This window comes from Polynucleobacter sp. HIN6 (assembly GCF_030297575.1).
In the GTDB taxonomy this organism is placed as follows: Bacteria; Pseudomonadota; Gammaproteobacteria; order Burkholderiales; family Burkholderiaceae; genus Polynucleobacter.
Genome location: NZ_AP028137.1, coordinates 735,007 through 759,755, shown reverse-complemented (window position 1 = coordinate 759,755; position 24,749 = coordinate 735,007). Strand labels below are relative to the sequence as shown.

Here is a 24,749-nt window from a genome sequence, read left to right as displayed (position 1 = left end):
GGCTTTATGGATTAAGCGACTGTCGCATTGAATTGTAACGGATGGCGTATTTTGGGCAGTCCCCGACTAGCGCATAGGCTTTGAACCATGGCTGGCTTGGGCATCTCACGATAGCCATCCTGATAGGCGACCACATGCAGATCATGTCGCCTGGCGAGATCCAATAATTCGCCATGCTGGAGTAAAAAGTTTGGGTTTGAGGGTTTACCAAATTCTTCATTGCCGATTGCAAAGGTCTCATAGAGCAAGATACCGCCCTCTTCCAAAAGATTGGGTAACTGATCCAAGTAAGGACGGTAAAGATAGTTGCTCACCACGATGGCATTCCATTTACCAAACTCGGATTCGGGCAAAGGCCATGCCTCCCCTTCAAGATCCATTGGCTGGGTCATTACAAAATCATGTCGAATACGCGCTAGAGACTCCTGATCACGATCAACTGCGAACACCATGAAGCCACGATTGGCGAGGAAGATCGCATGACGTCCACCACCACAGGCAAGATCTAAGACCTTACCGCCTGGAACAATCAGGTCAGTGTATTGGGCAATCCAAGGGGAAGCAGTTTCTAGAGTGGCGTGCACGTGATTCGTAATCAATCAACGTCTAGACCCATGGCCTCACGCACATCCCGCATGGTTTCTTGGGCAACCTTACGTGCCTTGTCTGAACCATCGGCAATGATGGAGCGCAATAGGCTAGGATCGTCTAGATATTGCTGTGCTCGTTCAAACATGGGTTGTTGCTCTCGCAAAATGGCATCAATCACGGGTTGTTTACAGTCTAGGCAGCCAATGCTTGCGGATTGACAGCCCTTCTGAGCCCAGTCTTTCGTCGTTTGGTCCGAATACACCTGATGAAACTGCCATAGGGGGCAATTGGCTGGGTTACCGGGGTCAGTGCGTCGTACCCTAGCAGGATCAGTTGGCATGGTCCGCACCAAGCGGATCACCTCCTCAGGCGCCTCCCGAATGGCAATCGTATTGGCGTAGGACTTCGACATCTTTTGCCCATCAAGACCTGGCATCCGCGCCGCCTCCGTTAACAAAGCCTGGGGCTCGACCAAAATGATCTTGCGCGCACCCTCGAGGTATCCAAATAAACGCTCACGGTCACCCATCGAAAGACTTTGCGCCTCTTGCAAGAGCGCTTGGGCTTGCATGAGTGCCTCATCTTCACCTCGCTCCTGATAGGCATTACGCAGCTCTAGGTAGAGTTTGGCGCGCTTGCTGCCTAATTTCTTGACCGCCTCAAGGGCTTTCTCTTCAAAGCCTGGCTCGCGGCCATACAAGTGGTTAAAGCGCCGCGCGACTTCACGGGTCATCTCCACATGAGGAACTTGATCCTCGCCCACTGGAACGTAGAGTGCTCGATAGATCAAGATATCAGCTGCTTGCAGCAAGGGATAGCCCAGAAAGCCATAGGTCTGTAAATCTTTTTCTTTGAGTTTCTCGATCTGGTCTTTGTAGGTGGGCACCCGTTCTAACCAGCCCAAGGGTGTGCCCATCGCTAGCAGTAGAAATAACTCTGAATGCTCTGGGACCCGACTCTGAATAAATAATGTGGCTTGATTGGGGTCCACTCCTGCTGCTAACCAATCGATCACCATCTCCCAGACCGACTCCTGAATCACCTCGGGGGTCTCATAATGGGTTGTCAATGCGTGCCAATCAGCGACAAAGAAGAAACAGGGGTATTCAGCCTGAAGGCGAACCCAATTTTTAAGGACGCCATGGTAATGACCTAAATGCAAGGCGCCCGTGGGACGCATGCCGGATAAAACGCGTTCTGCAAACATAAAGTGGATTGTCGCTTATTTAATGAAAGGCCGACCAAATGGGCTTGAGGTGCTCAGGAAGATGAGGAAGATTCCCCAAATCAATATCGCTCTCCTGCGGATCATGAAAATCAGAGCCACGTGAGGCCATAAAGCCATAGCGCTCGGCAACCTTCGCATAGGTTTGGTATTGATTAGGGCTATGGCTACCGGTCACCACCTCAATACCAGCGCCCCCAAGATCCTTAAAGCGGGCATAGAGCTCATCCATTTGCATTGCATTTAGGCGATAGCGACCGGGGTGTGCAATAACCGCTTCGCCACCAGCACCCCTAATCCACTCGACCGCCTGATCTAAGCTTGCCCAACGATGCGAGACATAACCGGGTTTACCGGCGACTAGGTATTTTCTGAATACCTCATCCATATCACGACAGACATTTTGCTCCACCAAAAAGCGTGCAAAGTGGGTGCGGGCAATAAGCTCTGGGTTGCCTGCAAACTTGAGGGCGCCCTCATAGCTATTTTCAATCCCAATATGCGCAAGTTGGGCTGCCATTTGACGAGCTCGCTCTTCTCGACCATCGCGCGTAGCACGCAAGCCCTCCTGCAAGATTGAATTACTGGCATCAAATCCCAAGCCAACAATATGGACGGTTTGCCCCATCCAACTAATGGAGATCTCGACTCCCGATAAATAGTCCATGCCCAAATTAAGAGCGGCTTGACGCGCACGCTCCTGACCACCCAGGACATCATGATCGGTCAATGACCACAGGTGAACCCCATTTTGATGGGCACGCAAGGCCAATTCCTCTGGCGTTAAAGTGCCATCGGAGACCACCGAGTGGCAATGCAAATCGGCATTAATGGGAATTGGCATACTCATGACCCTATTTTAGGTCAGTTGAGCATTAATCAGTCGACGCGGTGCCTCAATGTATTCCCGAGACTGCATCTCCATTAAACGCGATACGGTTCGGGCAAATTCACTGGCAACCTGCCCCTCGGTGTAGAGCTGATCGGGGGGCACCTCAGCAGACATAATTAATTTCACCCGATGGTCATACAGCACATCAATCAACCAAATAAAGCGTCTGGCCTCATTAGTTAAACGCGGGGGCATATACGGCACCTCAGAGACCATCACCGTGTGAAACGTATTGGCAATCTCCAGATAATCATTTTGAGACCGCGGGCCCGCGCAGAGGGTTTGGAAGTCAAACCAAACGACGCCTTCAGCCAAATGCAAAGCTCGGATCTCGCGGGACTCAATTTTGAGGGTGCGGTTGGTGGCCTCGATTTGTTTGCCGATTAGCTCATGAAAATAATCTTCCATCTGCCGATGGGTTGTTTCATTTAAAGGGGTTAAGTAAGCCTGAATCCGCGTCATCTGAATTTGTCGGTAATCACTGCCTGCATCGACATTCAAGATATCCAGTTTTTCCTCCAAGAGCTTAATGGCGGGTAATAGTCGATCACGGTGCAGACCATTGGGATAGAGCTGATCCGGTCGATAGTTGGAGGTCATGATGAACTGCACTCGATCAATGAATAAAGCCTTTAAGAGGCGATACATGATCATGGCATCGGCAATATCGTTAATATGAAACTCATCAAAGCAAATTAAGCGATATCGATCGGAGATGCGTTTGGCTAACTCATCGAGAGGATCGGCTAATCCTGAAAGCTCATGAAGTTCACGGTGCACTTCGCGCATGAACTCATGAAAATGAATCCGGATTTTCTTTTGAACGGGAGATGCCTCGTAGAAACAATCCATCAAAAAGGATTTACCGCGGCCCACCCCGCCCCATAAGTAAACCCCACGAGGTAACTCGGGGTGAAAGAGTTTTTTGGTGAGCGCGTTACTCCGAATCTCTTTATAAGCGACCCACTGATCTTCGCATTGCTGCAACCGAGCAATGGCTCGCTCCTGCGCAGGATCTGGCTGATAACCGCGCGCTTTACACTCTTGGTAGTAAAAGTCAGCGACTTTCAACTTACATATTGAGTGCGCGTTGATCCGTTGCTAAAGCTGCTTCGCGCATAACCTCCGATAAGCTAGGATGTGGATGGCAAACACGAGCAATGTCTTCAGCAGCCGCTTTGAACTCCATCGCGAGCGCGGCTTCCGCAATTAGATCCGAAGCATTGGGGCCAATAATATGTACCCCCAGAACCTCATCCGTTTTGGCATCCGCTAGGATTTTGACGAAGCCATCAGCACGATCCATCCCAAGTGCACGGCCATTAGCCATGAACGGGAACTGGCCCGCCTTATAGGGACGTCCTTCGGCTTTGAGTTGTTGCTCAGTTTTACCAACCCATGCAATCTCTGGGTCGGTGTAAATCACCCATGGAATACAGTTGTAATCAATATGTGGTTTTTGACCAGCCAGCAACTCGGCCACAAGCACCCCTTCATCCTCGGCCTTATGAGCAAGCATTGGTCCACGGACCACGTCACCAATCGCATAGACCCCAGGTGCTGTAGTAGCACAGGTATGGTCATTGATGGGGATAAATCCCCGCTCATCCGTTTTGACCTGGATGGCCTCTAGATTGAGTCCTTCAGTATTGGGCACACGGCCGACTGAAACAATCAAGCGATCGCATTCCAGTTTTTGGGGTTTACCTGTGCTGTCCTGATAGGAAACCACCACGCCCTTCTTGTCGGCCTTCACGCCATCAATCTTGACGCCCATATGAATATCAAGACCTTGCTTAGTGAAAATCTTTTTAGCTTCTTTTGCAATTCCGTCATCACAAGCGCCCAAGAAGCTTGGCAAGGCTTCGAGGACCGTGACCTGGGAGCCAACGCGGCGCCACACTGAACCAAGCTCAAGACCAATCACACCAGCGCCAATCACGCCCAAGCGTTTGGGTAGAGAGTCAAATTTAAGCGCACCCTCGTTATCGCAAACCAGTACGTTATCCACTGGGATGTTGGGAAGATGTCTGGCCTTTGAGCCCGTCGCAATAATGACATTCTTAGCGCTAATGGTTCCGGCGTCTTTACCGGTAATCTTGATTTGATAACCATCTGCGGTTTTACCAACAAAGGAAGCGTGCCCTTTGATACTGGTGACTTTATTTTTGCGAAACAGAAAACTAATGCCGCCGGTCATTTTGTTGACGATCTCATCCTTGCGGGCCAGCATTTTTTTGATATCAATGCTCACGCTACCCACTTGGATACCGTGATTAGCCACATGATGGCCAATCTTCTCAAACTCTTCAGAGGATGCTAACAAGGCTTTCGAAGGAATACAGCCTACGTTCAAACAAGTGCCGCCCAGTCGAGGCTCCCCTTTGGGATCTGCGTATGGATTCGACTCTGCACACGCCACCTTAAATCCCAACTGCGCAGCCCGAATCGCCGCGATGTAACCACCGGGGCCAGCTCCAATTACTAGCACATCAAATACTTGGCTCATGGTTTACTCCTTACAGATCAAGTAGTAAACGAGCTGGATCTTCTAATAGCTCCTTCATTGCCACTAGACCGAGTACTGCCTCGCGACCATCAATAATCCGATGGTCATACGAGAGGGCCAGATAGTTAATCGGACGAATCACGATTTGTCCGTCCTCCACGACAGCGCGCTCCTTGGTAGCGTGGATTCCGAGAATAGCCGATTGTGGTGGATTAATAATGGGGGTTGAGAGCATCGAACCAAATACGCCGCCATTGGAGATGGAGAAAGTTCCACCGGTAAGCTCTTCAATGCTTAACTTACCCTCGCGCGCTTTATTGCCATACTCCGCAATTTGCTTTTCAATCTCAGCTAAGGTCATTTGATCGACGTTACGCAAGATGGGCACCACGAGACCTCGTGGCGAGCTTACCGCAATCCCAATATCAAAGTAACCGTGGTAGACGATGTCGTTACCATCAACTGATGCGTTCAGAATGGGATACTTCTTCAACGCATAGGTAGCAGCTTTCACAAAGAAAGACATAAACCCTAACTTCACACCATGAGTTTTTTCAAAGACGTCTTTGTAGCGGGAGCGCATGGCAATCACAGGAGCCATATTGACCTCATTGAAGGTGGTCAAGATCGCATTATTGGCTTGAGATTCGAGGAGGCGCTCGGCAATGCGCGCACGCAGACGAGTCATCGGAACTCGCTCTTCAGTCCGCTCGCCTAATGAGACACTCGACATCGGCAATGGTGCAGCACTCGTTGCAGGCTTAGCACCGCCTGCGATCACATTTTGTACATCACCCTTCGTTACACGACCATCACGACCGGTACCAGCAACTTGATTGGGCGTTAGATTATTTTCAGCCATGAGTTTGGCTGCAGAGGGTGCCGCGATTGAGCCCTTGTCTGCAGAAGCTGCAGCGGCTGGGGCTTTAGCGGGAGCTGCTGCTGTGGCTGGTGCGGGTGCTGCAGTCGCCCTGCCTTCGCTATCAATCTTGGCGATCACCTGATCGGCCACCACGGTTCCACCATCGGCAACCAAAATCTCAGCCATCACCCCTGCGGATGGAGCGGGTACTTCCAACACCACCTTGTCGGTTTCGATCTCAATCAAGATCTCGTCTTGGGCTACGGCATCGCCCGGTTTTTTCTTCCACTGCAAGAGAGTTGCTTCAGCAACAGATTCGGAGAGTTGTGGAACCTTTACGTCAAATAAAGCCATGATGTGTCCTATGAATAAGTTAGATTAAATCGCTGTTCTGTACGTGCCACCTATTTGGTGGCCACAAATCCTTTGAGCTTGGCAAACGCTGCGGTGAGTAATGCCTTTTGCTGACTCTGGTGTAAATGGGCATAACCAACCGCTGGAGAGGCCGATGCGGGTCGACCGGCGTAACCAAGGCGCATACCCTCACCCATGTTCTCGAGCAAGTTGTGTTGCACAAAGAACCAGGCTCCCTGATTTTGTGGCTCGTCTTGACACCACACCAGCTCAGTAAGATTGGGGTAAGACTTGATGATATTTGCAACCGCCTTATGGGGGAATGGATACAGCTGCTCAATGCGAACAATCGCCACGTTATCAATCTTCTTATCGGTGCGCTGCTTGACCAAGTCGTAATAAACCTTACCCGAACAAACGATCAAACGCTCCACCTTTTTGGGATCGAGCGAATCGTCTTGCTCTGGAATCACTGTCTGAAACTCACCTTTGGTGAACTCAATGAGCGGTGAGGCAGCATCTTTATGACGCAGTAAGGATTTAGGCGTCATGATGATCAGTGGCTTTCTAAATTGCCGAATCATCTGACGACGCAAGAGGTGGAAGATTTGCGATGCGGTCGTGGGTTGAACCACTTGCATATTGGTATCAGCGCACAACTGCATAAAGCGCTCCAGACGCGCCGAGGAGTGCTCTGGGCCCTGACCTTCGTAACCATGTGGCAACATCATCACCAAGCCGTTCACTCGACCCCATTTCACCTCACCAGAAGCAATGAACTGATCAATAACCACCTGGGCGCCATTCACAAAGTCACCGAACTGGGCTTCCCAGATCGTGAGTGTATTGGGCTCAGCTGCTGCATAACCGTACTCAAAGCCTAACACCGCCTCTTCAGAGAGGATGGAATCAATGACTGTAAAGGGTGCCTGGTCCTTACTGACATGTTGCAAGGGGATATACGTGCCGGTATCCCACTTCTCGCGATTTTGATCATGCAATACGGAATGACGATGGCTAAAGGTACCGCGACCGCTGTCTTCACCCGATAAACGAATTGGATAACCACTCGCAAGCAAAGAAGCAAAGGCCATCGCCTCGCCCATCCCCCAGTCCACATTGATTTCACCGCGACCCATCGCAGCTCGGTCTGCATAGACCTTTTGAACCAAGGGGTGCGCCTTAAAGTCTTCAGGAATGGTGGAGAGTTTTTCAGCTAAGCGCTTCCACTCGGTGAGTGGAATAGCAGTATCTGCTTGATCAGTCCACTTCTTATTTAAGAACGGTGACCAATCAACCGCAAACTTTCCTTTGAAATTGCTCAATACTGGATCAAGCGTTTGCTTGCCCGCATCCATTGCGGCACGATAGGCTTTCACCATCTCGTCACCAGCTCCAGGAGCAATCACACCTTGCGCTTCAAGCCGGTCTGCATACAACTTACGCGTTCCAGGATGCTTCGCAATAATGCTGTACATCAGGGGCTGGGTCATCGCTGGCGTATCTTGCTCATTGTGGCCTAATTTACGGAAGCAAATAATGTCGACAGCAACATCTTTCTTAAACTGGGTTCTGAACTCAAGCGCAAGTTGAGTCGCCAATACCACCGCCTCCGGATCATCACCATTGACATGCAACACCGGTGCGTCAATTGTTTTCATGATGTCGGTGCAATACAGACTCGAGCGTAAATCACGCGGGTCGGAGGTTGTAAAACCAATTTGGTTATTAATCACGATATGCACCGTACCGCCCGTGGAATAACCGCGCACTTCCGATAGGGCTAAAGTCTCTTGCATCACACCCTGACCTGCAATCGCAGCATCGCCATGAACCAGGACCGGCAAAACTTGACTGCCGGAGAGATCATTGCGGCGCTCCATTCTTGCACGGGCTGAACCCTCTACCACAGGGTTCACAATTTCTAAGTGGGATGGATTAAAGGCGAGCGATAGATGCACTGGACCGCCAGGGGTCGAGATATCGCTTGAGAATCCTTGGTGATACTTCACATCACCTGCTGGCAAATCCTCCGGAGCCGTGTGATCGAATTCAGCGAAGAGATCTTTGGGAGATTTACCTAGAACGTTGACCAGCACATTTAAGCGGCCACGATGAGCCATACCGATCACTATCTCTTGCACACCTCGTTTCCCTGCCCCTTGAATCAACTCATCCATGGAGGGAATAAAGCTGTCACCACCCTCGAGTGAGAAACGCTTTTGACCTACATACTTTGCTTGTAGATAACGCTCCAGTCCCTCAGCAGCAGTTAAGCGATCCAAGATCTGACGACGTTGCTCATTGGTGAACTTTGGCGTTGAGCGGATCGACTCTAATTTCTCTTGCCACCATTTTTTGATCTTTTGATCCGCGATGTACATAAACTCAGCACCCAAAGTGCCGCAATAGGTCTCACGCAAGGCTTGCAGCAAATCGCGCAAGGTCATTTGGTTTTTACCAAAGAAGGTATTGCTGGTATTGAAGACGATATCCATATCGCCATCGGTAAATCCATAAAACGATGGATTGAGTTCCGGAATATCGGGGCGCTCGGTGCGCTTTAGGGGATCTAAATTTGCCCAGCGATTACCGACGTTACGATAAGCAGCAATGAGCTGCTGAACTGCCACCCGTTTACGACCCATCTCGGAATCGGCTGAATCCTGAATGGTTTTGATGGGGCCCTGCTTAGCGCGTTCGGCAAATGACGCCACGATTGGGGCGTGCGCAATATCGCGTCCATTGGAACCATCAACGGCTGGAACTTGAACGACATTATCAAAGTAATCGCGCCAATGCTGCGCTACGGATGTGGGATCTAATAAATATGACTCGTAGAGTTCTTCTACGTAGGGGGCATTACCCCCGAAGAGGTATGAGGAACCTCTATAGGACTGCATCATGATGCTCACCTTTCATCGGGTAACCCGAAAAAAACTGTGGTTTTAACCATCTGCGACACGGCTTAACCGATTAGCAGAACGCAAAGCAAATGCCTTATGTTTCGTAAGGATAGCATGGGTTAGAGGAAAAAACACCCCAAGATCAATGAATTAGTGAAAGTCCTAGGGGATTACTCACTTGGTAACTTACCTATCCCTACCCCTTTATAGGAAATTTCCTACCCACATTTCATCCCTGCCTGACAGATCTCTATCGAATTGATTTTTATGCTCTTTCTATCCCAATTTACAAAAGGAGAAAGCATGAAACCCATTAATCTGAATCAGCCCTACTTGAGCACTCGACAGAGTGCCAAGGTTCTACAGGTCTCGTTAGGAACCGTTCAAAAAATGGTGGAGCTTGGTGAATTAACAGCCTGGAAAACTCGGGGTGGGCACCGCCGTATTCTCACGAGCTCACTCAATCAGCAGCTACGCCGCCGAAAAGTAGGAATGCAGCAGCGCGCTAAACACCATCAACATATCGCCCTGGGGGTCTTTAAGCGTCAAGAGAATCTTGATGAAATGCAAAAAGCGATTCAAAAGTGGGGCATCCCCTTTCAATTAATCCATTCCCTCGATAGTCTTGAGGGCCTGATGCAGGCCGTGTCGCATTATCCCGATGTAATTTATTTAGATTCTTTAATCCCGCCAGTTGAACAATTGCATTTAATTCATTATCTGAGTAAGAATATTCAGACACGTCGCATTCCCCTATTGGTGGACGAAGCCTTTGTACAACTTCATCCTGGCGTATTAGAAATGGCCAAAGAGAATGGAGTTCATTTAAAACCGCAAACGAGCGATACGGAAGCACTTAGCCAGGAACTCAATGCCTTACCTGAAAAGACGAATGTCATGACCTATAGTGCGAGTAGCGATAAAGAGCCCTATCAGGAATTAGAGAAATTATTTATCGAAGCAGTCAATACCGTGTTTGAGTAAAGAAAAAGCCAGTTCAATGAACTGGCTTTTTAGTGCAAATGATTAGGATTACTTAATCGCAAATTTACTGCGATCCTTCCCTGCGATCCATTTAGGGGCCTTACCGCGTCCGGTCCAAGTTTCTCCAGTTGCTGGATTTTTATACTTGGGGGCGACCTTACCGCGCTTTTTACCTACCCGCTTTTTAGTGGCTGCTTTTTTGGCTGGACGTCCACGCTTGCCGGCACCGGTAGCCTTGCGACCAAATAAGTCACTCGCAGTTAAGCCAAATTCATCAATGATCTTTTTGACCTTTGCAATTCCTTCAGACTTTTCACGCTGCATCAGGCTCTGGATCTGACTGTCCAACTTCTCACGCTGCGCAAGTAACTCTTTATACGATGACATATTAAATAATTCCCTTGAATTTTAAAATAATGGTGAGGGGTAATAAATAAAAAATTTAGAAGGAATAAATCATTTATTGATTAATCTTTTTTAATTATTCATTATTACTACGAATCGATTATATATGAATCAAGAAATAATTTATTTTGGATTATTCGCCCTAGAGTGAATAATAAATTCGCGATTTAAATTGACTATTTATTATAATAATCAGTTACTTGTGATTATTAAGTACTAAAAAATATAATAATTAATTGAATAATTAATTTAACTAATTTGATTTAACTAGCTTGATTTTTAGCTCGGCGCAGCATGAAACTGCCTGTGGATTTAGCGGTCAATTGGCCGGCTTCATTAAAAATACTGCCCTCACAATAGTTGACGGTGCTACCAACTTTTAAGACTTTGCCTTCTGCAATGAGCATGCCTTTTGAGGGTCTCAAGAAACTGGTGGTCATATCAATCGTGATGACGCCAAGAATGTGCTCATGCGAACTACGTGCAGCAGCGGCCATTGCAAAATCCAAGATGCTCATCACCACCCCGCCATGGGCCACATGAAAGCTATTTAATAGCTCAGGTCGAAGATTTAAGCGAATCCGAGAATGACCATCCTTGGCAAACTCTGGCTCGACGCCTAAGACATCCAAGAATGGGATAGTTAAACCAAAATAATCTTGACTCATTATTTAGCAAACAAGCGATCAGGATGCGCCATCGCCTTAAACTCAATCGCATTCCCTGAGGGGTCTAGGAAAAACATGGTGGCCTGCTCACCGACTTCACCCTTAAACCGAATATAAGGCTCAATCACAAACTCAATACCAGCCTTTTTTAATTTATCGGCCATCGCTTCCCACTCAGGCATGGACAGCACAATACCAAAATGGCGAACAGGTACTTTTTTACCATCCACATCGGAGTGCGCATCGTTTTTTGCTTCACCGTTAGCCAAGTGCGCCACAATTTGATGCCCAAATAAATTGAAGTCAATCCATTCATCCGAACTTCGCCCTTCAGGACAACCGAGTAAGCCGCCATAAAATGCACGAGCATCTTGTAAGTTATCAACCGGGAAAGCTAAGTGAAATGGATGCATGGTTTTTTCCTCAACGCAGATGGTCGGGGCGAGAGGATTTGAACCTCCGACCACTTGCACCCCATGCAAGTACGCTACCAGGCTGCGCTACGCCCCGACGAAACAATTATTGTATCTCAGCGGCTTAAGACCTGAAGGACCTCTTGGAGCTCCTCGCGTAATCGCAAGGTCGATTTACTCTCGTCTAAACGGTTTTTTGCACCGCTGATCGTAAATCCCTCTTCGTACAATAATGTACGAATTTGACGGATTAAGACCACCTCATGATGCTGGTAGTAGCGACGATTACCTCGGCGCTTTTGCGGTCGCAGTTGAACGAATTCTTGCTCCCAATAACGCAATACATGGGGCTTTACCCCGCACAACTCCCCCACTTCGCCAATCGTGAAATACCGCTTACTCGGGATTGGGGGAAGCAGCGAAACCGTATTCGCTTTGGAATCAAGCTCTGTTTTGGTTCTGAGCATGGGACTCGACCGCGTCCTTTAGCTTCTGACTGGCATGAAAAGTAACAACACGTCGCGCCGCAATCGGGATCATCTCACCCGTCTTTGGATTACGCCCTGGGCGCGCAGTTTTATTGCGCAACTGAAAATTACCAAACCCTGAGATCTTAACCTCAACCCCAGATTCCAGAGTCTCGCCAATTCGATTAAAAAAGGCGTCAATCATGTCTTTTGCTTCGCGCTTATTGAGACCAACTTGATCAAATAAGGCTTCCGAGAGTTCATTTTTGGTCACGGTTTGATTATTTGCAGTCATAGCGATACTCTTTTCTGATTCTAATAAATTGGTTTTCAGTAACTAATATAGCAAATCCGGATTGCCGCTAGCGCAATCGCGCTTTGCAGTGATTCTTTAAGGCATCCAATAAGGCGGTCATGCAGGTTTCCACTTCTTTATCTTGCAGTGTATCTTGATCGTTCACTAGGGTGACCCGAAACGCAAGGCTTTTCTCATGAAGCGCCATCGAGCTGCTCTCTTTTTGAGGACGAAATTCATCAAAGAGCTCGATTTTGCGAACGAATGGTTGGCGTTGTGCCAGCATCACATCAAGTAAGGACTGCGCTGGAACTGATTGGTCCACCACAACAGCCAGATCACGTTGCACTGCAGGAAACTTACTAATCTCCGTCGGTGCTGGTAAGCCCACATCACAAATTGAATTCCAATTAAGAGAAAACAATACTGGGGCCGAACTCAGCTCATAGGTTTGCTGTAAAGCTGGATGCAACTCACCAATCCAACCAATTACATGATCGCCCAAATAAATATGGGCGCTGCGGCCCGGATGCAAAGCGGGATGGGTTTCTTTGTCAGCTTTGGTCTCGATCTGTAATGGGCTAAGTAAGCGCTGGAGATCGCCCTTCACGTCAAAGAAATCCACCAAACGATTGGGCGATGCCCATTGCTCAGGATTTACATAACCATAGGCCAAGCCGCCCACTTGTTTGGTTTGGATAAAACCTGCGACGATGCCAGGAGCCTCTGGTTGACTCGCATCTCTAGTAAATACTCGACCGATCTCAAAAATACGAATCCGTCCGGCACCGCGATTCAGATTGCTGCGCAGGTTCTGTAAGAGGCCGCCCCATAAATTGCTGCGCATCACACCATACTGGCTCGCTATCGGATTGAGTACGGTGATAGGACTGTTCTGTCCCATCTGCAGTTCGGATTGGGGATCAATAAATCCAAAGTTCAAGACCTCTTGATAACCCTCATGTGCTAAGCGATGGCGCAACGCGTGCACCGGTCGTTGGCGCTCCTGCGGGGCACTCATCTTCAGCTCGGCTTTTGGTGGAGAATCGGGAATGTTCTCGAATCCATATAAACGCGCTACTTCTTCGATGAGATCTTCCTCGATATCGAGATCAAAGCGATAACTTGGGGCCTTAACAGTAAATACACTAGCCTCGCCCTGCCCTGAAACAGTGAACTCGAGACCCAAGCGTTTGAATACATCACTCACTTGCTCGATGCTTAATGGAATACCAATCACACGTTGAGCTCGCTCGAGGCGCATCGCTACTGCTTTGCGTTCTGGCAATTGTGTAACTTGATCATCGATCGGCCCCAATTGACCGCCACAGATCTCCACAATGAGCTGACTAAGGTAGTCCAATGCAGAAATGGTTAATTGTGGATCAACACCCCGCTCAAAGCGGTGCCCCGCATCGGTTGTAAAGTGATAGCGTCGAGCGCGACCTGCTATTGCAGCAGGCCACCAAAAGGCTGCCTCAACATAAATGTTCTGAGTTGCATCACTCACTGCGGTACGATCCCCGCCCATGATGCCAGCAAGACTGATGGGGCCTTCTTGATCCGCAACCACTCCAACGCGTAGTCCTTCTAAATGCGCTTCCACGGTTTGATCATTGAGCAACTTCAATGACTCGCCGGGCTTACCCCAGCGGACTTCAATCGGATCCTTGAGTTGATCAAGATCGAATATGTGATTAGGCTGACCGATCTCGAGCATCACATAATTGGAGATATCTACCAATGGCGAAATACTACGCTGACCCGCGCTCGCTAGGCGGTCTTTAATCCAAGCTGGCGTCTCTACCCTGACGTTCACTCCACGGATCACGCGACCGGCAAAGCGACCGCATAGATCTGAATCCATTATTTTGACTGGCACACGGTCGTTAATTGTTGACGCAAGTGGCTCGCGCTTTGGAACACAAAGAGCAGCGCCTGTAATCGCAGCAACTTCTCTCGCAATCCCGATGATGGATAAACAGTCGGCCTTATTGGGAGTTAATTTGATCGTAAAAAGTTGATCGTCTAGGTGCAAATAGGTTCGCAGATCTTGCCCGATCGGCGCATCACTGGGCAGCTCCAAAATCCCGGCATGATCTTCGCCGAGACCCAACTCGCGTCCCGAACATAACATGCCATTACTTTCCACACCACGTAACTTGCCAACCTTGATCTGAAATGGTTTTCCACCAACTTCACTCGGCGGCAACTCAGCCCCAACCAAGGCGCAGGGAATTTTGATGCCAGCACGTGCATTCGGTGCGCCACACACAATTTGTAAGTTGGGATGATCGGGTCCTGCATTCACGCGGCATACCCGTAAGCGATCAGCATCGGGGTGCTGCTCTGCTGAAATAATTTCAGCAACCACGATCTTAGTGAATGGCGGTGCTAGTGAGCGTCGCTCCTCAACCTCAAGACCGGCCATGGTCAGAGCATGCGACAGTGCCTCACTATCAATGGGTGGATTAACGAACTGGCGTAACCAGGATTCAGAAAATTGCATGATGGGAACTAGGCCGGAAATTGCGCAAGAAAGCGCAGATCGTTATCAAAGAAAAGACGCAGATCGTCGATACCATAACGTAACATGGTTAGACGCTCGAGCCCCGATCCAAAGGCAAAGCCCATATACCGCTCAGGATCGATGCCCATATTACGCAATACATTGGGATGAACTTGGCCTGCTCCCGAGATCTCCAACCATCGACCTGCTAATTTACCGCTCGCAAAAGCCATATCAATTTCGGCCGAGGGCTCAGTAAATGGAAAATACGATGGCCGAAAGCGCACTTGTAAGGCGTCGGTCTCAAAAAAGGTTCGCAAGAAATCGGTGTAAACGCCTTTGAGATCAGCAAAGGAAACATCCTTCGCAATCCATAAACCCTCCACCTGATGGAACATGGGTGAATGCGTTGCGTCACTATCGACGCGGTAGGTCCGGCCCGGCGCAATCACTTTGATTGGCGGCATATTGTCTTGACCATAACGCTTTACGTGCTCACTTGCATAACGCACTTGAATCGGACTGGTATGCGTTCTGAGCAAAAGCGGTTTGCCTTGCGCATCCTTGCCGTCAACATAAAAGGTGTCTTGCATGGAACGTGCAGGGTGATTCTCAGGGCTATTGAGGGCCGTGAAATTAAACCAATCAGTTTCAATCTCTGGGCCATCGGCGACATCAAAACCAATCGAATGAAAGATGGTTTCAACCCGCTCCCAGGTTCGCATCACAGGATGCAAACTACCGAACGTCTGCCCACGACCTGGCAATGAGACATCAATTGCTTCGGCGGCAAGTCGGGCTTGTAATACTTGATCAGCTAAGGCTTGACGACGGGCGTTTAAGGCGTCCTCAACGGCTGTTTTGGCTCGGTTAATCTCCGCGCCTGTACTTTTGCGCTCTTCAGGCGACATTCCACCGAGCGCCTTTAAGCGCTCAGTTAAAAGTCCTGATTTACCGAGATACCGAGCTTTTGCATCCTCCAAAGCAGCAGAGTCGCTGGCTTTGGAGAAATCGCGTTTGGCATCCTCGACAAGTTGGTCGAGAGAAACCATGGCTGCAGGAACTTAAGCGTGTGCTACGGCTGATTTGACACGTGTGACCAAGGCAGCAAACGCGTCCTTGTCAAACACAGCCATATCCGATAGAACTTTACGATCGAGTTCGATCGACGCTTTCTTCATGCCATTCATGAATACGCTATAGGTCATATCGTGTTCACGCACAGCAGCGTTGATCCTGGCAATCCATAAAGCACGGAATACGCGCTTCTTGTTACGACGATCGCGATAGGCGTATTGCCCAGCGCGCATAACCGCTTCTTTAGCGATTCGGAATACGTTTTTACGACGTCCACGATAGCCGGTTGCGGCATCGGTGACTTTCTTATGACGGGCTCTCGCTGTAACCCCACGTTTTACTCTTGGCATTGTGCTCTCCTAAGATTTATGCGTAAGGCATCATGGCGCGAATCGACTTAACATCCGATTTCGCGACCGGAGCGGAACCCCGCAACTGACGCTTGTTCTTGGTGGTTTTCTTGGTGAGGATGTGACGCTTAAACGCCTGTCCTCGCTTGATCGATCCGCTCGCGCGGACCTTGAAGCGCTTGGCTGCGCCACTTTTGGTCTTCATTTTGGGCATGACTGCTCCCTTTTCTTCTCTGTGCGATTACGGTGGCAACCGACGGCTGCTCTTCCTGTACCGATGATTCGCTACTTAGTGCTACCTACTGCAACTACAAACTCTTACTTCTTCTTGGCGGGCGCTAAGACCATCACCATTTGTCGGCCTTCCATCTTGGGAAACTGCTCGACTTGACCATAAGGCTCTAAATCCACCTTCAGTCGATCCAACATCTTTGCACCGATTTCTTGATGGGCCATTTCGCGACCCCGAAACCGAAGCGTAATTTTTGTTTTATCGCCGTCTTCTAAAAAGCGAATCAGATTCCGTAGCTTCACACCATAATCACCGTCATCGGTACCAGGCCGGAATTTCACTTCCTTTACCTGAATCACCTTTTGCTTCAGCTTAGCTTCGTGCTGACGCTTGGCTTCTTGGTATTTGAACTTACCAAAGTCCATCACTCGGACTACAGGTGGATCAGCATTCGGAGCAATCTCGACTAAGTCGGTATCTTCTTCCTCAGCCAACCGCAAGGCTTCGTTCAACTTAACTACACCGACCACATTGCCGTCGGATCCGATCAAACGCACTACAGGGGCAGTAATTTCCTGATTGATGCGTTGCAATTTTTCAGTAGCGATCTTCTAATTCCTCTCTCAAAAACAATCAAAAGCCATCACACCCCCTAGCTAGGCTCGGGTCCGACTTTCTGGGCAATATCCTGCTGGAGTCGGGTGACGAAGGCATCTACGGGCATAACCCCTAAATCAATTCCGCCACGGGCACGAACGGCCACCGTATTACTTTCACGCTCTTTATCGCCAACAACAAGCAAATAAGGCAGTTTTTGTAATGCGTGTTCACGTATTTTATACGTAATTTTCTCGTTTCGCAAATCAGATTCCACCCTAAACCCTTGTTTTTTCAGCATTTGCTGGATTTTTTGGGCATATTCGGCGGAATTTTCAGAAATATTCAACACAATTGCCTGGGTTGGAGCGAGCCAAACAGGCATGGCGCCGGCATGATTTTCTATCAAAATCCCGATAAAACGCTCCAAGGAGCCCACTATCGCACGGTGCAGCATGACTGGGACCTTACGGCTGTTATCTTCGGCTACGTACTCAGCCCCTAGGCGGGCTGGCATAGAAAAGTCGACCTGCATGGTGCCGCACTGCCAAGAACGCCCAATCGAATCCTTGAGGTGGTACTCAATCTTGGGCCCGTAGAAAGCACCCTCACCAGGCAGCTCTTCCCAGGTTTGACCGGAGGCTTTGAGAGCCCCTCTTAGCGCAGCTTCGGCCTTATCCCAAATGGCATCATCCCCCACCCGCTTAGCAGGACGCAGGGCTAATTTCACAGCCACTTCTGTAAAGCCAAAATCACGATAGACCGCTCGAACTGCTTGGTCAAATGCGGCAACTTCTGCCTGAATCTGATCTTCGGTACAAAAAATGTGACCATCGTCTTGGGTAAATCCGCGTACCCGCATCAATCCGTGAAGTGCGCCTGAGGGTTCATTGCGATGGCATTGTCCAAACTCACCAAAGCGCAGCGGTAACTCACGATAACTATGCAAGCCTGAATTAAAGATTTGCACATGGCCTGGGCAGTTCATGGGCTTTAATGCATAGGCCCGGTTTTCCGACTCGGTCGTGAACATGTTCTCTTTGTAGTTATCCCAGTGGCCGGATTTTTCCCAAAGACCGCGATCCAGAATTTGTGGAGCCTTGACCTCTTGATAACCCTCTTGCTGATAAACGCGGCGCATGTACTGCTCCACCTCTTGCCAAATGGCCCAACCTTTGGGGTGCCAGAACACGAGGCCTGGCGCCTCATCTTGAAAATGAAATAAATCAAGCTGTTTGCCTAGGCGGCGATGATCGCGCTTCTCAGCCTCTTCCAACATGTGTAAGTAGGCGTCTTGATCTTCCTTCTTGGTCCAAGCGGTACCATAAATCCGTTGCAACATCTCATTCTTGCTATCACCGCGCCAATACGCACCGGCGAGCTTCATGAGTTTGAATACCTTGAGTTTTCCAGTCGAGGGCACGTGAGGACCACGGCAGAGGTCGGTAAATTTACCCTCGGTGTAAAGCGAGACCTCTTCATTTTGCGGAATGCTCGCAATGATCTCGGCTTTATAAATTTCGCCTTGCTTTTTGAAGAACTCAACCGCTTGATCTCGGGGCATCACTTGACGAACGACTGGCTCATCCTTCTTGGCTAACTCCAGCATTTTTTTCTCAAGCGCAGCGAGATCATCTGGAGTGAAAGGTCGGTGATACGAAAAGTCGTAATAGAAGCCGTTCTCAATGACTGGGCCAATCGTGACCTGCGCATCGGGGAACAATTCTTTAACAGCATATGCAAGTAGATGGGCAGTGGAATGACGAATGATGTCAAGGCCTTCGGGGTTTTTATCGGTAATGATGGCCAAGTGCACATCATGGTCGATCGTGTGACTCAGGTCCACTAGACGGCCATCCACAGAGCCGGCGAGCGCAGCTTTGGCTAAACCGCTCCCAATCGATTGCGCAACTTCAGCAATGGTCACCGGCGCAGCAAACTCGCGCTTCGAACCATCAGGAAGAGTAACCGCAACCATACACACTCCATGCATAAAAGAGAATGCGCGTTCGTCCCAAACACTATGAACACAACGCGCATCCGATCTGTTTCGTTGGTAGGCTCGATTGGACTCGAACCAACGACCCCCACCATGTCAAGGTGGTGCTCTAACCAGCTGAGCTACGAGCCTATATTTATCAAGAGTTTATCACCGCCGGCGTACTTCGGTAACGCCGCGCAATCCCTCAAGCCCCGTTTGTACTAAACGGAGTGCCTCCGCATTCGAGATTTCAACGGTTAATTGAATATGCGCCACGCCTTTGCGAACCGATTTTTTGAGATCAATTACATGGACGCCAATCTTGGAAGTAATCTCAAAGAGTTCCCGCATCAGCTCAGGTCGATCAAGGGCAATGATGGATAAATCGGCAGGGAAAACTCGTTCTTTATTACTGCCCTGCTCTGGATCTAACTTGGCACTCCACGCCGTTTGGATCACACGCTCTGGTGCGCGCTCTAGGAGCCCTCGAAAAGTTCTGCAACTGCGTCGATGAATCGATACCCCACGGCCTTGGGTCACAAATCCAGCGATTGGATCGGGGGGAACCGGTCGACAACATTTGGCCAATTGCGTCAGTAAAGAATCCACTCCCACGACCAATACATCTCCGCGCTGATTGGCTGCACTCGCGCGCGTGCGAATCTGAATCTCTTCCTTCTTATCAAGTGACTTATCAGCACTCTTATCGAGCTTGCTATCAATTACCTTACTCGGAGCTTGACTCGCTTCATCATCAAGTGCATTGAACCACGCACGCACCCGCGCCCGCGCACGCTGCGAACGCAAATAGCCACGCTCGGGGTTGAGCCAATCTCGTGAGGGCCCACCTTGCTTCACCGAAATGATTTCTACGGTCTGGCCATTGAGTAAGGGGGTATCGAGCGGCACCATAGCTCCATCAATCCGAGCACCACGACAGCGATGGCCAAGATCGGTATGCACTGCATAGGCAAAGTCGATCGGTGATGAACCCTTCTCCAAAGCGATCACTTTTCCTAATGGAGTGAGCACATAAATATGATCATCAATCTCATGATGCTTGAGCTGTTCCCAGGCATCCTCTTTCCATGAGATTAATTGCCGCGCCCAGGCAATTTGGCGCTCATAAGCTACTGCGGCACTATGGGTTCCGAGATCTTTTGCTTGCGCGGCATACGCGCCCTCTTTATAGCGCCAATGTGCTGCTAAGCCATACTCCGCCTGACGATGCATTTCTTGCGTGCGAATCTGAATTTCAAATGCAATCCCATTCTCATCAATCACAACAGTATGCAGGGATTGATAACCGTTTGGTTTGGGCCTAGCAATATAGTCATCAAACTCTTTTGGCACCGGTTGCCAAATGTTGTGCACTAAGCCCAGAGTCGCATAACAGGCCTTGACATCATTAACCAACACCCGAAATGCCCGCACATCATAGAGATTGGCAAACTCCAATGATTTGCCCTGCATTTTTTTCCAAATGCTGTAGATGTGCTTGGGTCTTCCTTGGACATCAGCTGTAATCTGGGCAAGCGATAGCTCGTGATTGAGGCGCTTGATAACATCGGCAATGAATTGCTCACGCTCTACGCGTTTGGCATCCAATAGGCCCGCAATTTCTTTATAGGTATCAGACGCAACAACCCGAAACGCCAGATCCTCCATCTCCCACTTCATTTGCCAGATACCCAGGCGATTAGCTAAGCTTGCATCGATATCTAAAATCTCTTGAGCCCAAGACGGGTTTACTTTGACGCGATTCTTTCCAATCCAGCGTAAGGTCTGTAAGCGCGATGCTAGATAAATGAGTACCACGCGTAGATCGTTACCGAATGCCAACAGCATTTTGCGCAAGATCTCTTCTTGGCCTGCTACCCGCAACTTTCCGTCGTGCTTAGTGAGCTTTGCTTGAGCCTGACGCAGACCGCGGTAACCAATCAATAAGGTGGCGGCATCTTGTCCGAGTTGCTTGACTAAAGCTTCTTTACCTAAAGTGCTGTGTAAATGACGAGCAGCAACAATACTTGCCTCATCCAGACGTAGCGTTTGCAAAATCTCCGCGACAGCTTGAGAGTGAGCTTCCTCAGGCTCGCCAAACCAAGCATCGCCCTCCAGCGCTTGAATGGGATTTGTCGACAGCGGCAATACTGACTCGTTTGGACTCACAGCAATCAATCCTGATTAGCGGATAAGCCACTATAGAAAGAATTGGCGCGCAATGTCAATTTGCTCTTTTTTGATAAAGGCCGGGGCATGTCCGGTATTCGGGATCTCAATACTCTTTGCATGCGGATTTAATTGGCACATCTCATCGACCGTTTGCGGAGAAAGTAAATCCGAATCCGCACCCCGCACAATCAAAATGGGGCATTCGATTTGCTGAAAACTTTGCCACATCGCTAGCTCACCAGCTTGAGCTAGGGCCGGCGTCACTGAGGCAAATGGCACCGAGATGGCTGGGTCATAGTGCAAGACCCACTGCTGATCTTTCTGAATCAGCATCGGTCCATTGAGAAGCTCCCATTCGGCATCTGTGTGTTTTCCGAAGGGAGCGCAAATCGATTTGAGTTTATCCATCGCTACATCACGATTGACATAAGAAAACGGTTTACCAACATAACTCGCCAACCGAATCAATGCGGCCGGCTCGATTCGTGGTCCGACATCATTGAGTAATAGTCGCTTAACGCCATTACCCGGAATAGCTGCATACACCATGCCAATTAAGCCGCCCATCGAGGTTCCAAACCAATTGGCCGTTTGAACTTTCAATTTGGCGCTTAGGGCGGTCATATCAGTCACATATTGAGGGACTGTGTAGAACATCGGATTACTTAAGTAGTCAGAATCTCCTCGCCCAACGATGTCTGGGCAAACCACAAAATGGCGATCGCACAAGGCCTCAGCCATTGCCCGAAAATCACTACCCCGGCGCGATAGACCATGCACGCAATACAGCACGCTCGGATTCTGTGGATCGCCCCAGGTATGAAACGCCATACGGTGCGATCCAGCTGGACTGGTGCATTGCACATAATCCGTGTGGCCATGATGGTCACGATTGAGTAAAGCGGTATGACGCGCCTGCTCAACGCTAACTGGAGGTGATTCAAGCTCTTGTTTGCCAGCCTCTTCGGGTTGTAGCGTAATGTGGTCAATGCCGTAAGACTCCCGCAGCATGGTGGTCAAGTTTGCAAGAATCCGCGGCCACTGCTTAAATTGTTTGATCTCCACATGGGCGATTAATGCAGGGTGACCAGGGCTCATTTCCCAAACATGCAGATCGTGAATCGCCATCACTCCCTCAATACGGGACAAGTCTTCACCGACCTTCACGTAGTCAATATGAAGCGGCACACCCTCCATCAAAAAGTGATACGACTCTTTAAGAATAGCTGTAGTGGATTTAAGGATTAAGAGCGCCACAAAGATCGATAAGATAGGGTCAATCGGCATCCACCCTGTGAGCTGAATCACCACTCCCGCTACCAAGGCAGCAATCGATCCCAGAAGATCGCCCATCACATGCACCAGTGCGGCGCGGGTATTCACGCTCTTTTGATCGCGTGACAGCACCCAAGCAACGATCAGATTTACAGCAAGACCCAGAGCAGCCACAATCGTCACGGTCATCCCAGCCACTGGGTGCGGATCCTGAATGCGACTCACGGCCTCAATCACAATCCATATGACTAGACCAACCATCACCAAGCTGTTCACAAAAGCTGCAAGTGCTTCGGCACGACCAAATCCAAAGGAATGCTTGGCAGATGGCGGACGTCTGGCAATGTATTGCGCCAGAATGGCAAGACCCAGCGCGGCAGAGTCAGTCACCATATGTCCGGCATCGGACATCAGTGCTAAGGAACCTGAAATTAGACCAGCAAAGAACTCAACGCATGCAAATCCAAGTGTAAAAAGCATAGCAATCCACAAAAAGGATTGCTTTCGATCAGCTACCGCGTGGGTATGGCTTGCATCCCCACGTTTATGAGCATGTAATGGGGCGCTATTCAATGAACCGCACTAGTATCAATAGGGGCGCCGGTCTTCGCCTGAATCTCTTCTTTGGTTACACCAGGCGCTAATTCCACCAACTTCAATCCTTTGGGTGTGATGTCGAGTACACCCAAATCGGTGATGATGCGATCAATCACACCTAATCCGGTTAATGGCAAGGTGCACTTGGGCAGAATTTTGATTTCTTCGGTACCGTCTTTTTTCTTGGCCACGTGCTCCATCAGCACCACGACATGTTTCACGCCGGCAACCAAGTCCATGGCACCACCCATGCCCTTCACCATTTTTCCAGGGATCATCCAGTTGGCTAAATCGCCATGCTCGCTGACCTGCATTGCGCCCAAGATCGCAATATTGATCTTGCCACCCCGAATCATTCCAAAGGAGTCCGCCGATGAAAAAATAGCGGACCCTGGCAAAGTGGTCACGGTTTGCTTGCCGGCATTAATCATATCGGCATCCACTTGTGCTTCGGTGGGAAATGGTCCAATCCCCAACAAGCCATTCTCAGACTGCAACCAAACCTCCATCCCAGCGGGAACATGGTTTGCCACCAAGGTGGGCATGCCAATACCTAAATTGACGTAGTAACCATCTTTTAACTCTTTTGCAGCACGGGCTGCCATTTCATCACGATTCCAAGGCATTGCAATTTCCTCTGTGTAATCTTTTCAAATAAATGCTTATTTAGATAGCGTGCGTTGCTCAATCCGTTTTTCTGGTTGAGGGTTGAGCACAATCCGATGGGCATAAATACCAGGGGTATGAATTTGATCTGGAATGAGATCTCCGTTTTCCACGATCTCTTCGACTTCCACCACAGTGATCTTTCCTGCCATCGCGACAACTGGATTAAAGTTGCGTGCTGTTAAGCGATAAAGCAAGTTACCTGCTTTATCCGCTTTCCATGCTTTAACGAGCGAGACATCGGCAACCAATGAGCGCTCTAGGATGTACTTTTCTCCATCAAATTCACGCTCATCCTTACCTTCAGCCACAATCGTTCCAACGCCGGTCTTGGTATAAAACGCTGGGATACCGCAGCCGCCTGCACGCAACTTCTCTGCTAACGTACCTTGAGGGGTAAATTCCAATTCGAGTTCACCAGCTAAATATTGACGCTCAAACTCTTTGTTTTCTCCAACATAAGAGGCAATCATTTTTTTGATCTGCCGAGTCGCCAGCAAAATCCCCAAGCCAAAATCATCTACTCCAGCATTATTAGATATTGCTGTGAGATTTTTGGTACCCAAGTCTTTAACTGCAGCAATCAGTGCCTCTGGAATGCCGCACAAACCAAAACCACCAACCGCGATGGTTTGCCCATCTTTCATAATGTCCTCAAGAGCAGCGCGGGCATTGGGAAATATCTTGTTCATTCGCCTAACTTTCTTTCACGTTCTTTAATC

General features: G+C 49.2%; 23 protein-coding genes and 2 tRNA genes. 1 reads left to right on the top strand and 24 read right to left on the bottom strand.

Annotation, left to right across the window (positions count from 1 at the left end; genetic code table 11):
- Window positions 1-11: 11 nt before the first annotated feature.
- The 7 genes from QUE66_RS03935 to QUE66_RS03905 are packed head-to-tail and all read right to left on the bottom strand — an operon-like array spanning window position 12 to window position 9,339.
- Window positions 12-599: a class I SAM-dependent methyltransferase gene (locus QUE66_RS03935; protein ID WP_286224542.1), complete on the bottom strand. Its 588-nt coding sequence runs from the start codon at window positions 597-599 to the stop codon at window positions 12-14.
- On the bottom strand, window positions 596-1,798 hold the full coding sequence (locus QUE66_RS03930; RefSeq protein WP_108508285.1) for a tryptophan--tRNA ligase: 1,203 nt from the start codon (window positions 1,796-1,798) through the stop codon (window positions 596-598). Before QUE66_RS03930 ends, QUE66_RS03935 begins: the two co-directional genes overlap by 4 nt.
- A gap of 19 nt (window positions 1,799-1,817) precedes the next feature.
- Window positions 1,818-2,660, bottom strand: a complete 843-nt coding sequence (locus QUE66_RS03925; RefSeq protein ID WP_286224721.1) for a 3',5'-nucleoside bisphosphate phosphatase — start codon at window positions 2,658-2,660, stop codon at window positions 1,818-1,820.
- A gap of 15 nt (window positions 2,661-2,675) precedes the next feature.
- Window positions 2,676-3,779, bottom strand: coding sequence for a cell division protein ZapE (zapE, locus tag QUE66_RS03920; RefSeq protein ID WP_286224541.1), 1,104 nt, complete (start codon window positions 3,777-3,779; stop codon window positions 2,676-2,678).
- A gap of 1 nt (window position 3,780) precedes the next feature.
- Window positions 3,781-5,217: a dihydrolipoyl dehydrogenase gene (gene lpdA, locus QUE66_RS03915; RefSeq protein ID WP_286224540.1), complete on the bottom strand. Its 1,437-nt coding sequence runs from the start codon at window positions 5,215-5,217 to the stop codon at window positions 3,781-3,783.
- A 10-nt stretch (window positions 5,218-5,227) separates the two neighbouring features.
- The gene (gene odhB / locus QUE66_RS03910) at window positions 5,228-6,433 is read right to left on the bottom strand and encodes a 2-oxoglutarate dehydrogenase complex dihydrolipoyllysine-residue succinyltransferase (RefSeq protein ID WP_286224539.1); all 1,206 of its coding nucleotides are present in this window, start codon (window positions 6,431-6,433) and stop codon (window positions 5,228-5,230) included.
- A 50-nt stretch (window positions 6,434-6,483) separates the two neighbouring features.
- Window positions 6,484-9,339 (bottom strand): 2-oxoglutarate dehydrogenase E1 component, encoded by a 2,856-nt coding sequence (locus tag QUE66_RS03905; RefSeq protein ID WP_286224538.1) that lies wholly within the window; start codon window positions 9,337-9,339, stop codon window positions 6,484-6,486.
- 303 nt (window positions 9,340-9,642) lie between these two features.
- Here QUE66_RS03905 and QUE66_RS03900 point away from each other — a divergent pair, with 303 nt between their 5' ends.
- A complete protein-coding gene (locus QUE66_RS03900; protein ID WP_286224537.1) occupies window positions 9,643-10,323 on the top strand; it encodes a helix-turn-helix domain-containing protein in 681 nt (226 codons plus the stop codon).
- 48 nt (window positions 10,324-10,371) lie between these two features.
- Here the strand turns inward: QUE66_RS03900 and QUE66_RS03895 are convergent, their stop codons facing one another.
- From QUE66_RS03895 to QUE66_RS03815, 17 genes are all read right to left on the bottom strand, one after another.
- Entirely contained in the window at window positions 10,372-10,710 is a 339-nt protein-coding gene (locus QUE66_RS03895) for an H-NS histone family protein (protein WP_286224536.1), read from the bottom strand.
- 281 nt (window positions 10,711-10,991) lie between these two features.
- Window positions 10,992-11,396 carry a PaaI family thioesterase gene (locus QUE66_RS03890; RefSeq protein ID WP_286224535.1) on the bottom strand — a complete coding sequence of 135 codons (405 nt, stop codon included), beginning with the start codon at window positions 11,394-11,396 and terminating at the stop codon, window positions 10,992-10,994.
- Window positions 11,396-11,809 carry a VOC family protein gene (locus QUE66_RS03885; protein WP_286224534.1) on the bottom strand — a complete coding sequence of 138 codons (414 nt, stop codon included), beginning with the start codon at window positions 11,807-11,809 and terminating at the stop codon, window positions 11,396-11,398. Before QUE66_RS03885 ends, QUE66_RS03890 begins: the two co-directional genes overlap by 1 nt.
- Before the next feature lie 20 nt (window positions 11,810-11,829).
- A tRNA-Pro gene (locus QUE66_RS03880) sits at window positions 11,830-11,906 on the bottom strand.
- A 19-nt stretch (window positions 11,907-11,925) separates the two neighbouring features.
- Window positions 11,926-12,276, bottom strand: coding sequence for a MerR family transcriptional regulator (locus QUE66_RS03875; RefSeq protein WP_108508275.1), 351 nt, complete (start codon window positions 12,274-12,276; stop codon window positions 11,926-11,928).
- A complete protein-coding gene (locus QUE66_RS03870) occupies window positions 12,251-12,571 on the bottom strand; it encodes an integration host factor subunit alpha (RefSeq protein ID WP_108508274.1) in 321 nt (106 codons plus the stop codon). Before QUE66_RS03870 ends, QUE66_RS03875 begins: the two co-directional genes overlap by 26 nt.
- A 67-nt stretch (window positions 12,572-12,638) precedes the next feature.
- On the bottom strand, window positions 12,639-15,080 hold the full coding sequence (gene pheT / locus QUE66_RS03865) for a phenylalanine--tRNA ligase subunit beta (protein WP_286224533.1): 2,442 nt from the start codon (window positions 15,078-15,080) through the stop codon (window positions 12,639-12,641).
- 8 nt (window positions 15,081-15,088) lie between these two features.
- Entirely contained in the window at window positions 15,089-16,132 is a 1,044-nt protein-coding gene (pheS, locus tag QUE66_RS03860; RefSeq protein WP_286224532.1) for a phenylalanine--tRNA ligase subunit alpha, read from the bottom strand.
- Window positions 16,133-16,144: 12 nt separating this feature from the next.
- Entirely contained in the window at window positions 16,145-16,507 is a 363-nt protein-coding gene (rplT, locus tag QUE66_RS03855; RefSeq protein WP_108508272.1) for a 50S ribosomal protein L20, read from the bottom strand.
- Between the two features lie 16 nt (window positions 16,508-16,523).
- Window positions 16,524-16,721 carry a 50S ribosomal protein L35 gene (gene rpmI, locus QUE66_RS03850; protein WP_108508271.1) on the bottom strand — a complete coding sequence of 66 codons (198 nt, stop codon included), beginning with the start codon at window positions 16,719-16,721 and terminating at the stop codon, window positions 16,524-16,526.
- Between the two features lie 104 nt (window positions 16,722-16,825).
- On the bottom strand, window positions 16,826-17,347 hold the full coding sequence (gene infC, locus QUE66_RS03845; protein ID WP_215372542.1) for a translation initiation factor IF-3: 522 nt from the start codon (window positions 17,345-17,347) through the stop codon (window positions 16,826-16,828).
- A gap of 44 nt (window positions 17,348-17,391) precedes the next feature.
- The gene (gene thrS / locus QUE66_RS03840; protein ID WP_286224531.1) at window positions 17,392-19,314 is read right to left on the bottom strand and encodes a threonine--tRNA ligase; all 1,923 of its coding nucleotides are present in this window, start codon (window positions 19,312-19,314) and stop codon (window positions 17,392-17,394) included.
- 76 nt (window positions 19,315-19,390) lie between these two features.
- Window positions 19,391-19,467, bottom strand: a tRNA-Val gene (locus QUE66_RS03835).
- Window positions 19,468-19,485: 18 nt separating this feature from the next.
- Window positions 19,486-21,486 (bottom strand): RelA/SpoT family protein, encoded by a 2,001-nt coding sequence (locus QUE66_RS03830; RefSeq protein ID WP_286224530.1) that lies wholly within the window; start codon window positions 21,484-21,486, stop codon window positions 19,486-19,488.
- A gap of 30 nt (window positions 21,487-21,516) precedes the next feature.
- Window positions 21,517-23,337, bottom strand: coding sequence for an alpha/beta fold hydrolase (locus tag QUE66_RS03825; RefSeq protein ID WP_286224529.1), 1,821 nt, complete (start codon window positions 23,335-23,337; stop codon window positions 21,517-21,519).
- Complete coding sequence (locus QUE66_RS03820; RefSeq protein WP_108508268.1) at window positions 23,334-23,987, bottom strand: CoA transferase subunit B; 654 nt, start codon at window positions 23,985-23,987, stop codon at window positions 23,334-23,336. The genes QUE66_RS03825 and QUE66_RS03820 overlap by 4 nt, the downstream gene beginning before the upstream one ends.
- 36 nt (window positions 23,988-24,023) lie before the next feature.
- Entirely contained in the window at window positions 24,024-24,719 is a 696-nt protein-coding gene (locus tag QUE66_RS03815; protein ID WP_286224528.1) for a CoA transferase subunit A, read from the bottom strand.
- Window positions 24,720-24,749 lie beyond the last annotated feature (30 nt).

Excerpts from the sequence above, each read along its gene's own strand:
- QUE66_RS03905 (WP_286224538.1), bottom strand. The coding sequence starts at position 9,339 with ATGATGCAGTCCTATAGAGGTTCCTCATACCTCTTCGGGGGTAATGCC.
- QUE66_RS03930 (WP_108508285.1), bottom strand. The coding sequence starts at position 1,798 with ATGTTTGCAGAACGCGTTTTATCCGGCATGCGTCCCACGGGCGCCTTG.
- QUE66_RS03885 (WP_286224534.1), bottom strand. The coding sequence starts at position 11,809 with ATGCATCCATTTCACTTAGCTTTCCCGGTTGATAACTTACAAGATGCT.
- rpmI (WP_108508271.1), bottom strand. The coding sequence starts at position 16,721 with ATGCCCAAAATGAAGACCAAAAGTGGCGCAGCCAAGCGCTTCAAGGTC.
- rplT (WP_108508272.1), bottom strand. The coding sequence starts at position 16,507 with ATGCCAAGAGTAAAACGTGGGGTTACAGCGAGAGCCCGTCATAAGAAA.
- pheT (WP_286224533.1), bottom strand. The coding sequence starts at position 15,080 with ATGCAATTTTCTGAATCCTGGTTACGCCAGTTCGTTAATCCACCCATT.
- QUE66_RS03875 (WP_108508275.1), bottom strand. The coding sequence starts at position 12,276 with ATGCTCAGAACCAAAACAGAGCTTGATTCCAAAGCGAATACGGTTTCG.
- QUE66_RS03870 (WP_108508274.1), bottom strand. The coding sequence starts at position 12,571 with ATGACTGCAAATAATCAAACCGTGACCAAAAATGAACTCTCGGAAGCC.
- QUE66_RS03890 (WP_286224535.1), bottom strand. The coding sequence starts at position 11,396 with ATGAGTCAAGATTATTTTGGTTTAACTATCCCATTCTTGGATGTCTTA.
- QUE66_RS03900 (WP_286224537.1), top strand. The coding sequence starts at position 9,643 with ATGAAACCCATTAATCTGAATCAGCCCTACTTGAGCACTCGACAGAGT.
- lpdA (WP_286224540.1), bottom strand. The coding sequence starts at position 5,217 with ATGAGCCAAGTATTTGATGTGCTAGTAATTGGAGCTGGCCCCGGTGGT.
- thrS (WP_286224531.1), bottom strand. The coding sequence starts at position 19,314 with ATGGTTGCGGTTACTCTTCCTGATGGTTCGAAGCGCGAGTTTGCTGCG.
- QUE66_RS03820 (WP_108508268.1), bottom strand. The coding sequence starts at position 23,987 with ATGCCTTGGAATCGTGATGAAATGGCAGCCCGTGCTGCAAAAGAGTTA.
- QUE66_RS03815 (WP_286224528.1), bottom strand. The coding sequence starts at position 24,719 with ATGAACAAGATATTTCCCAATGCCCGCGCTGCTCTTGAGGACATTATG.
- QUE66_RS03895 (WP_286224536.1), bottom strand. The coding sequence starts at position 10,710 with ATGTCATCGTATAAAGAGTTACTTGCGCAGCGTGAGAAGTTGGACAGT.
- QUE66_RS03925 (WP_286224721.1), bottom strand. The coding sequence starts at position 2,660 with ATGCCAATTCCCATTAATGCCGATTTGCATTGCCACTCGGTGGTCTCC.
- pheS (WP_286224532.1), bottom strand. The coding sequence starts at position 16,132 with ATGGTTTCTCTCGACCAACTTGTCGAGGATGCCAAACGCGATTTCTCC.
- odhB (WP_286224539.1), bottom strand. The coding sequence starts at position 6,433 with ATGGCTTTATTTGACGTAAAGGTTCCACAACTCTCCGAATCTGTTGCT.